Source organism: Dolichospermum circinale AWQC310F, assembly GCF_000426925.1.
Lineage (GTDB): Bacteria > Cyanobacteriota > Cyanobacteriia > Cyanobacteriales > Nostocaceae > Dolichospermum > Dolichospermum circinale.
In genome coordinates, this window is the sequence record NZ_KE384670.1 from 98,137 (window position 1) to 107,194 (window position 9,058).

8 protein-coding genes are annotated in these 9,058 nt (G+C 37.4%); 4 read left to right on the forward strand and 4 right to left on the reverse strand.

Annotated features, from left to right (window positions below):
- Nucleotides 1-90 precede the first annotated feature (90 nt).
- Nucleotides 91-447 (reverse strand): iron-sulfur cluster assembly accessory protein, encoded by a 357-nt coding sequence (locus ACIR310F_RS0105945; protein ID WP_028083016.1) that lies wholly within the window; start codon nt 445-447, stop codon nt 91-93.
- Between the two features lie 297 nt (nt 448-744).
- Between ACIR310F_RS0105945 and ACIR310F_RS0105950 the strand changes: the two genes are divergently transcribed.
- Nucleotides 745-2,343 (forward strand): DUF6930 domain-containing protein, encoded by a 1,599-nt coding sequence (locus ACIR310F_RS0105950; RefSeq protein ID WP_028083017.1) that lies wholly within the window; start codon nt 745-747, stop codon nt 2,341-2,343.
- Between the two features lie 263 nt (nt 2,344-2,606).
- On the opposite strand, the gene ACIR310F_RS0105955 is transcribed toward ACIR310F_RS0105950, so the two are convergent.
- A complete protein-coding gene (locus tag ACIR310F_RS0105955; RefSeq protein ID WP_028083018.1) occupies nt 2,607-4,133 on the reverse strand; it encodes a CPBP family intramembrane glutamic endopeptidase in 1,527 nt (508 codons plus the stop codon).
- Nucleotides 4,134-4,266: 133 nt separating this feature from the next.
- On the opposite strand from ACIR310F_RS0105955, the gene ACIR310F_RS0105960 reads away from it, so the two are divergent.
- The 3 genes from ACIR310F_RS0105960 (at nt 4,267) to ACIR310F_RS0105970 (ending at nt 6,244) form a co-directional block, all read left to right on the forward strand.
- Entirely contained in the window at nt 4,267-4,887 is a 621-nt protein-coding gene (locus tag ACIR310F_RS0105960) for a tetratricopeptide repeat protein (RefSeq protein WP_028083019.1), read from the forward strand.
- Between the two features lie 385 nt (nt 4,888-5,272).
- Complete coding sequence (locus ACIR310F_RS0105965) at nt 5,273-5,620, forward strand: STAS-like domain-containing protein (protein WP_028083020.1); 348 nt, start codon at nt 5,273-5,275, stop codon at nt 5,618-5,620.
- A gap of 3 nt (nt 5,621-5,623) precedes the next feature.
- Entirely contained in the window at nt 5,624-6,244 is a 621-nt protein-coding gene (locus tag ACIR310F_RS0105970; RefSeq protein WP_028083021.1) for a hypothetical protein, read from the forward strand.
- A gap of 72 nt (nt 6,245-6,316) precedes the next feature.
- On the opposite strand, the gene ACIR310F_RS0105975 is transcribed toward ACIR310F_RS0105970, so the two are convergent.
- Nucleotides 6,317-6,877 carry a Uma2 family endonuclease gene (locus ACIR310F_RS0105975; protein WP_028083022.1) on the reverse strand — a complete coding sequence of 187 codons (561 nt, stop codon included), beginning with the start codon at nt 6,875-6,877 and terminating at the stop codon, nt 6,317-6,319.
- Nucleotides 6,878-6,957: 80 nt separating this feature from the next.
- Nucleotides 6,958-8,955 carry an excinuclease ABC subunit UvrB gene (uvrB, locus tag ACIR310F_RS0105980; protein ID WP_028083023.1) on the reverse strand — a complete coding sequence of 666 codons (1,998 nt, stop codon included), beginning with the start codon at nt 8,953-8,955 and terminating at the stop codon, nt 6,958-6,960.
- Nucleotides 8,956-9,058 lie beyond the last annotated feature (103 nt).

Below are 9,058 nucleotides of genomic sequence, written 5' to 3' on the forward strand. Positions count from 1 at the left end.
TTTGTTAGTTGTCAGTTGTCAGTTGTCAATTGTCGGTTGTCAGTTGTCAGTTGTGATTAGCAACCAATAACCGACAAACCTGTCTAAATATTACACACCGAAAGATTTACCGCAACCGCAAGTTTGGACAGCGTTGGGGTTAGTGAATTGGAAACCACCACCAATCATGGCATCGCTATAATCGAGCATGAGACCATAAAGGTAAAGTAAACTTTTGCGATCGCTGATAATTTTGAAGCCATCATAATCAAACACCTCATCATCGGGGGTAATCTTGCTGATATCCTCAAAATCCATCATATAAGACATTCCCGAACAACCACCTTGTCTAACTCCCACCCGTAGACATAAATCTTTTCCTTGTTTGTCTTGAAGAGACTTAACTTGACGCAATGCAGTTTCAGATAACAGAATTGAGCGTTGTTGAGTTTGAGTTGCTTGTGTCATGGATGATTAACTCCTGAACTGATTTGATCAATACTCCAGCAGGGGTTTTAGTACCTCTGGGGTGCTATGGATGTTTTTGTATTCATTTTAGCGACATTAGGATGGGAAAACAGCATCAGAAGATGGGAACATGAGAACATGGGTAGAAGATGATCAATTATTCCTGCCCTCTTCCCCGTTGCCTGTTTTTGAGCAACCCAGAATTTTTATTCTAGAATTGAAGGAATAGGTATGTTTAATGATTAACCATTCCCAAAAGTCGCTCTTCTCATCGCTTTGTTCTGATTCATTTACTTTATGACAAGTTTTAATCGCTCTACCAGTCGCCGGTTGCAGAAATTAACCCAGATTCCTTCTGTATGGGAGGGCGATCGCCGTCCATTGTCATCACCACACAGCCCAGCCGACCCAGAGGCCAAAGGAGAATGTATTCTCTGGGTGGATGCCTCCGAAGGTATAGTTAGAGGCATGGACATGGTAGATCCCAGTCTGGGACCTGAAGCCATTGTGCGGACTTTAATGCGGGCAATAGAACATCCACAAAGTCCGGCCAAGCCCGCTAGACCCCAAAGAATCGTTGTCCGCGATCGAGAAATTCAATTTTACTTGCGGGGAGTATTGCAAGATTTAGATATTGCTATTGACTACCTACCAGAATTACCAATAATTGATGAACTTTTTCGCTCTTTTGCGGAAATCGTTGACGGAGAAACTCCCGATTTACCACCCAAATACGCCAAACTCCTCCATGATAAAGCCTTAGAAGTCTGGCAAGCTGCCCCTTGGAACTTTTTAGAAGAACAGCAAATTTTATCAATAGAAATCAATCAATGGGATGTAGACAAACTCTATGCCTCCGTCATGGGAATGTTAGGAATTGAGTATGGAATTTTGTTTTATCGTTCTGAAGATTCCCTGAAGCGGTTTCGGGCTGCTGTTATAGCCGATGATGATCAAACAAATCGAAATTTAGAAGCAGCTTTCCTCAAACAAGATTGTTTATTTCTCACCTTTGATTCTGTAAACGATAGCGACGATGATGATCTAGATGATTTGGCGGATATGCCTGATTCAGAAATTGAACCTACTTTCGGTAATATTCACCCCCTAGAAGGGCTACGTTCGGTTTTATATGAAGAAGAAGCACTACTAACTTTTGTCGCCTTAGAAAGTTTACTGCGGTTTCTGCGTGATTACCGTCATCAATCATCCCAGGAAGATGGTCTCACTCTGGGCCAACGTTATCGAATTTCCTTACCAAAAAGCGATGAAAATCGTAGATCTTTAAATGTTACTGTTTCTAGAATGCCAGAATTGACGGCAGAACTGGAAGAAATGGCTGGTTTGAATGATGATGATGAAGATGATTCTATATTTGAAGCCCTAAGAGACGATTTGATTCCAGAAGATGCGTTCATGAGTCTGGGTGTGTTATCTTGGAAAACATTAGATCACCTACGTCAAGGTGCTAACCACCAAGCAGGGGGTGAATTTGAGCCTGTGGGGGATGGTTTACCTGTGATTGTGATTCAAACCTCTCGTCCTAAAGCTAAGGGGATTATTAAAAATATTCAAGAGGCTGGAGGACTGAACGCAATTTGTTTCCATACTGTTACTGATCCGATAGATGATAATCTCTATGACTTGGGTTTATTGCAAACACGTAATCATGAATTATTTCTGTTTGGGCAATTTTTAGATCATGACCCAGTGCATATAGAGGCTAAGAGAAAATGGCATCAGCGCTGTCAAAATACTCAGGGTCATTGTGGTTTAATTATTGCTAAAGGATTGACTGGCTCAACTCGTGGTAATCCCCAATTAGGAGATATGATGGCTCTATTGGAAGCTCATGTACTTTCCGCTGCTGAGTTGACCTTGGATACAGTTGACTAAATAAATAGATAATTCGGCGTTGCTACTTAAGGGAACTCTTAACTCTTAACTCTTAACTCTTAACAGGGAAGAGGTTTTGGGCAACTTTACTTTTCGTTACTTATGTCGGTTTTTTCCGTTCACCTACTTAGGTAATAGCTACTAAGTAATATCATGTCAGCCCAATTACCAATTACCCATTACCAGCTTCAACAGATATAATACGTGTTCAACCAGACATTGTATAATTATGTATTGTCTTTACCTAATATCTGATAAATTACTTAGTTGTTACTACCTAGAATAAATAAACTGATTAATGTGCCACTATTCCAAAGACTATGGAGGAACATGGAGGCTAATAAGTTGCGTGTTCTTGTGTAAACTACTCCTAATACTATTCCCAATGCTGTCAACGGTAGTATTTCTGATAAACTGAGGTGAGCAGCAGCAAATAACAGTGCGCTGGTGAAAATTGCCCCCCATACGGAAGTATAGCGCGTCAGAGATGGTAATAAAAAACCGCGAAATAGAAATTCTTCAAAAACCGGTGCTGCTATAGCTGCGGTAAAGAAAAATATCCCCAATGCCGTATTATCTCGACTTTCTAGTGCCATTTGCAATAGTGGGTTACTTCCCCCCTGTCCTTGCCATAATTTTTGGTTAATTAACGATACTATGACGACAATGGGTAAAGCTGTACAATATCCACCTATTCCCCACCAAAACCAATTACTCAAGAAATTAAAGCGAAACCAGTTAGGAGGAAGGGGGAAAAAACGCTTTATAGAAAAATAAACCACTGACAAACAACCTAAAGCCACTAACATATAACTGACTAAAACTGTCAAAGCTTCAACTCTTACATTACCTGTACCACGGGGAATAGGCAAAATAGATAATAATTCTGGTATAAATAATTGCCCCATTAAAAAGAAACCAAGGACAAAAACCTGAATAATTATTTCCCAATTCCAAGGAGTTGACCAAAGTAAATCACCATTTCTAGCTAATAGGGATTCTCGACCTTTGAGTAAGCGTTGAGTCAATAGGAAAATGAGCATAATTGTCCCTATTAAGGCTGTTAAGCTGGGAATAGTCGCAATTATCCCTAATTTGAACAACGCTTGGGTTGCGGCTTCTTGTTGGACAATTTTTAAAGCTGATAACGCTTCCTGACGTTGTTGAAGTCTATATAATTGCACCAAGGCTGTATCCCGAAACCAACCATTGAGGTTTTGTTGAATCAGTTTTTCAGCTTTGGGGAATAAACGCGGGGGTTTACTCCACATTCCGGTTAATGTTTCAGCGGTTTCTGGATATTTGGGGTTAATATCTGAGTATTGCTGTAGATTACTCCAGGTTTTGATAGCTTTATCTGTTTCTTGTTCCTGTGCTTGCAAAATTCCCAGTCGTAAGTCTACTTCCGCTAATAATTTCTCCTGTTCCTGGATTAAGTTTTGTAAACTTTTCTCTTCTGCGGAAATAGAAGTAGTTACTAAAAATTGGAGTTCCGTTAACTTCTTTTTAGTTACCTGTAAACTTGTTTTGATAGATTCACTAGCTTCTTGATATTGCTTGGTTGCGCTTGCTAAGGGATTTTCGCCAATAATAGATTCCTGAATTGTTTGAATGCTATGATCGCTACTATCTTCTGGTTGCCATGCTTGGGCTTGTAAAACTATGTTAGTCTGGTACAATTCTAGACGACTTTGGAATTGAGGTTTTTGCCAGCTACTTAATAAAGATAAACCTGACAACATGACAGCCAACAGCGTTAGCACTATTAACAACAATCTCTTAATTGTCATCTATTCCCCTTTGAATATGCAAGTACAAAGTGTATTATAAGCTAGTACCGCAGGATGGAGTTAATTTTTTTTAACGAACCACAGAGAACACAGAGAATACAGAGAACACAGAGGAAGAAAATTACTTATTAATATGTTTTTTATTAATTCTTTACAAGGTCAACTAGAGGAATGGAATCATACTATTAATCGTCAGCCAAATAATCCTCATGGTTATATTCCTCGAGGTATGATCTATTTTAAGTTAGGGAAAATTCAGGAATCAATTCAAGATTTTGATACTGCGGAAAATTTAGATTTTCACATTACTCCTTATCTTTGGCAACGGGGTTTATCTTATTATTATGCTGAACAATTTTCTCAGGGTGCTAAACAGTTTGAAGTTGATTTAACTGTCAATTCTCAAGACGTGGAGGAAACGGTTTGGCGCTATCTTTGTATGGCTAGATTATCTGGAGTTACGGAAGCACGTAATTCTCTATTACCTGTGAAAAATGATTCTCGGAAAATTATGGGAGTTATATATGATTTTTTTGCTGGTAATTGTTCCAAAGATGATGTTTTGAATGTGGGAAAATTATCAGGATTAAAGGGTAAGTTTTACAGTCATCTCTATTTGGGTTTATATTATGAAGCTGAGAATAATTTAGACTTAGCACGGGAATATATTCTCAAAGCTGCGGACGAGTACAAAATTGATGACTATATGTGGTATTTAGCAGTGGTTCATAAAAATTTACGGAAATGGAATTAGATAAAGTTACATTCTTTTTTATGCACGCAGAGACGCAGAGACGCGGAGAGAATGCAATAATTAAAACTGCTGTATGCTAAGATATAGGATTTCAGCAATAATAGAAGTTTCTCAGACAGTAATTATTAATGACGCATACGCCAAGATAAGCTACAATATAGTTGATCATTATATTGTCTTTTCCCAATTACCAATTACCCATTACCAGCCTCAACAGATATGATAAGTGTTCAACCGGACATGATATAATTTCTCTGGAACGCTGGTCAATATAGCTTTTCGATGTGACGAGAAATACTACGTTTTAGATTCTGATAGTTTACATGGCGAAGCTATAGTTTCTCAACACAAGAGGCGAATATTCTAGAAAGGAGGAGATACGGATATGATACACAAAATTTACGATATGGTGGGCGAATATGCTACCACTGCTGATGATGGTCAAGGACTCTATGAAATTATTCATCCCTGCCTACTACGTGGCGAAGCAGTAAAATTAGATTTTACAGGGGTGAAAGTTTTTTCTTCTCCATTCATGAACTTTGCATTTGGTCAATTGTTAAAAGATATTTCCCCAGAGAAAGTGAATCAACTTATGGAATTCATTGCTCTCAATGATGATGGATGGGATGTTCTAGAATATGTAATGACTAAAGCCAAACGCTATTACTCTGATGAAAAATATCGAACTGCTGTGGATGAAGTAATTACAGATATGGCTGCAAGTTTTTGAGCCATGGCGATTAATCTCAACATTCAAGCTGATGTGATAGACATTAGAAAAGATACTCCAAAGAAAAGCGATATTTTCTTTGTAGATACTAACGTTTGGTTTTGGGAAACTTACGCGCAAACTTACGAATATAGAGGATTTTCTAATTACCAAATCAAAAATTATCCCAATTATCTCAGACAAGCAGGTTTACATGGAGCTACCCTCACATACTCTGGACTCACTTTAGCTGAACTTGCTCATATTATTGAAAAGAACGAATATGAAAATTATATTAAATCCAATGGAAATTTACCAATCAAGGAATACCGTCATAATTATCCGCTAGAAAGAGCTAATGTTGTAAATGCAGTCCAGTTTGTTTGGCGACGAGTGAAAAATCGTGCTAAACTCATTGACCTAACAGTAAATGATGCTACTACTGATGCTGCTATTAAGCGATTTAGCACTCAAGCAGTTGATGGTTATGATTTGCTGCTGCTCGAAACTATTAGCAAAGCAGGACAATTTCAAGTTATTACTGATGATATTGATTATAGTGTTGTTCCAGACATTCAGGTATTCACTAGCAACAATCGGTTAATTCAAGAAGCTGCTACACAAAATAAGTTAGTAGTGCGCTAATTATAAATTTAGTTTATCTACCTAACATTTTATCTCTTAAATGCTTAATGCGATCGCCAATTTTCACCTCCTTTAAATCTTCCTTAAAAAATCCCTAATCTTAATTTCACACTCAGGAAAAGCTAAAGGTGAAACTGTCAAATTTTCCCCTAAAATACTTTCACTTTGATAACCTTCTGCATTGGGTAGACGATATACATACAATTTACGTCCATTAATATCTAAAACCCAATAATCAATAATGCCTGATTTAGCATAGGCTAAAGTTTTTACTTCTCGATCATATTTCAGACTAGAATCAGCAATTTCAATAACTAAAAAGACTTCTGATGGTTGGGGATGATGATCTTCATAATCCAAAGCATCAGTTTTCACAACTGCAATATCTGGTTCTGGTTCTGAGTAATCATCAAGTTTAATTGGTGATTGAGTTCTAATTAAAACCTTATCACCTAAACGTTGATTTAATATTCTTTGCGTCCGGGTTATAGCAGCTTCGTGTGCAGTTCCTTTAGCGGCCATTTTGATAATTTGTCCTGATATTAACTCTAAGCGTTCTTCCGGGTGAAATATACCTATTTCGGCCATTTGGTGATATTCATTAACCGTGATTTGACGAATATTGGTTAACATAAATTTCCTCTTTCTCTGCGTCCTCTGCGCCTCTGTGGTTCGTTAAAAAAAATATTCACACAAATCACAAATACCATATATTAACGTCCTAACATTTTATCTCTTAAATGCTTAATGCGATCGCGTAATTTTGCAGCTTCTTCAAATTCCATCTTCTTCGCTGCTTCTTTCATCTGTTTTTCTAGTAAGATAATTAACTCAGGAATATCTTCCAAAGATAATTCATCTAAATGTTCATCAACTATTTTTAAATCACTAGCATTTAAACGCCGAGAAGCATCTAAAAATGATAAAATAGCATTACTCGACTTTTTCTTAATCGGCTGCGGTATGATACCATGCAGTTCATTATAAGCCATTTGAATCCCCCTTCTTCTATCAGTTTCATCAATGGCTTTAATCATACTATCTGTTAATTTATCAGCATATAAAATGGCTTTTCCTTTAACATGACGTGCCGCGCGTCCAATAGTTTGAATTAAAGAACGTTCTGTTCTCAAAAATCCTTCTTTATCTGCGTCCATAATTGCAACTAAAGAAACTTCTGGTAAATCTAAACCCTCCCTCAATAAGTTTACACCAACTAAGACATCAAAAACACCATTTTGCAAATCTTGTAAAATTTCTATGCGTTGAATAGAATTAATTTCCGAATGCAAATATCTAATTTTGATTCCCCTTGCTTCTAAATATTCGGTTAAATCTTCGGCCATACGTTTAGTTAATGTTGTAATTAAGGTTCTTTCCTGACGGTCAACTCGATCTTTTATTTCTCCTAATAAATCATCAATTTGTCCTTCCGTTGGTCGCACAAATATTTCTGGGTCAATTACTCCCGTTGGTCTAATTACTTGTTCGATAATATTGTCTTCAGAAATTTCTAATTCCCAATTTCCTGGAGTCGCAGAAACAAAAATACATTGATTGACTTTTTGCCAAAATTCCTCTGCTTTTAAAGGACGATTATCCGCAGCACTGGGAAGTCGAAAACCATGATCTATTAATACTTTTTTCCTCGCTTGATCTCCGTTATACATTCCCCGAATTTGGGGAACGGTAACATGAGATTCATCTATTACTAATAACCAATCTTCGGGAAAATAATCAATTAAACATTCAGGTGGTTCTCCTGCTTGTCTTCCAGCTAAATGACGAGAATAATTTTCTACTCCGTTACAATATCCCACTTCTCTTAACATTTCTAAATCATAACGGGTGCGTTGATCAATACGTTGCGCTTCGACTAATTTCCCCGTTTCTTCTAATATTAATTTTTGCTGTTTTAGTTCTCTAGCGATATCTTCACAAGCTATTTCTACTCTTTCTTTGGGAGTAACAAAGTGACGCGCAGGATAAATATTTACTGCTGCTAAATTACCAATAATTTCACCGCTGACAGGATCTATATATTTGATTGCGTCAATTTCATCACCAAAAAATTCGACGCGAATAATTCTATCTTCATAAGCAGGAGAAATTTCTAAAACATCACCTCGGACTCGAAATTTCCCCCTCCCCATTTCTATGTCATTACGACTATATTGAACTGCTGTTAGATCTCGTAAAATTTGCCGGGGATCTATTTCCATTCCTATTTGTAATCGAATTGCAGCTTTTAAATATTCTGCCGGCATTCCTAAGCCATAAATACAACTAATTGAAGCCACAACAATTACATCCTGACGTTCAAATAAGGAACGGGTAGCAGAATGTCGTAACATATCTATTTCTTCATTAATTGCTGATGTTTTCTCTATATAAGTATCTGTAACCGGTAGATATGCTTCGGGTTGATAATAATCATAATAACTAACAAAATACTCAACTGCATTATCAGGAAAAAACTCCCGCAGTTCATTACATAATTGGGCTGCTAATGTCTTATTATGTGCTAATACTAGAGTAGGTTTATTCACTTTAGCAATAACTGCGGCTATGGAAAATGTCTTCCCGGTTCCTGTCGCACCAAGTAATGTTTGATAATGATTTCCTTTTTGAATACTAGCAGAAAGTTGAGCGATCGCTTGTGGTTGATCACCAGTAGGGACAAAGGGCGCTTGCAGATTAAAATCCATTATCTCGGTTCATCGTTACACCCAGTAATTCTACACAATTTCTCAGCTTTGCGTCGGGGGGGGCAAATTTTTTTTTTCGGGGTGCAGTTGCAACATCGCCGGCGAT

What these genes read in the sequence shown, in the direction of transcription:
- ACIR310F_RS0105945 (WP_028083016.1), bottom strand. Translation starts at nt 447, where the DNA reads ATGACACAAGCAACTCAAACTCAACAACGCTCAATTCTGTTATCTGAA.
- ACIR310F_RS0105950 (WP_028083017.1), top strand. Translation starts at nt 745, where the DNA reads ATGACAAGTTTTAATCGCTCTACCAGTCGCCGGTTGCAGAAATTAACC.
- ACIR310F_RS0105955 (WP_028083018.1), bottom strand. Translation starts at nt 4,133, where the DNA reads ATGACAATTAAGAGATTGTTGTTAATAGTGCTAACGCTGTTGGCTGTC.
- ACIR310F_RS0105960 (WP_028083019.1), top strand. Translation starts at nt 4,267, where the DNA reads ATGTTTTTTATTAATTCTTTACAAGGTCAACTAGAGGAATGGAATCAT.
- ACIR310F_RS0105965 (WP_028083020.1), top strand. Translation starts at nt 5,273, where the DNA reads ATGATACACAAAATTTACGATATGGTGGGCGAATATGCTACCACTGCT.
- ACIR310F_RS0105970 (WP_028083021.1), top strand. Translation starts at nt 5,624, where the DNA reads ATGGCGATTAATCTCAACATTCAAGCTGATGTGATAGACATTAGAAAA.
- ACIR310F_RS0105975 (WP_028083022.1), bottom strand. Translation starts at nt 6,877, where the DNA reads ATGTTAACCAATATTCGTCAAATCACGGTTAATGAATATCACCAAATG.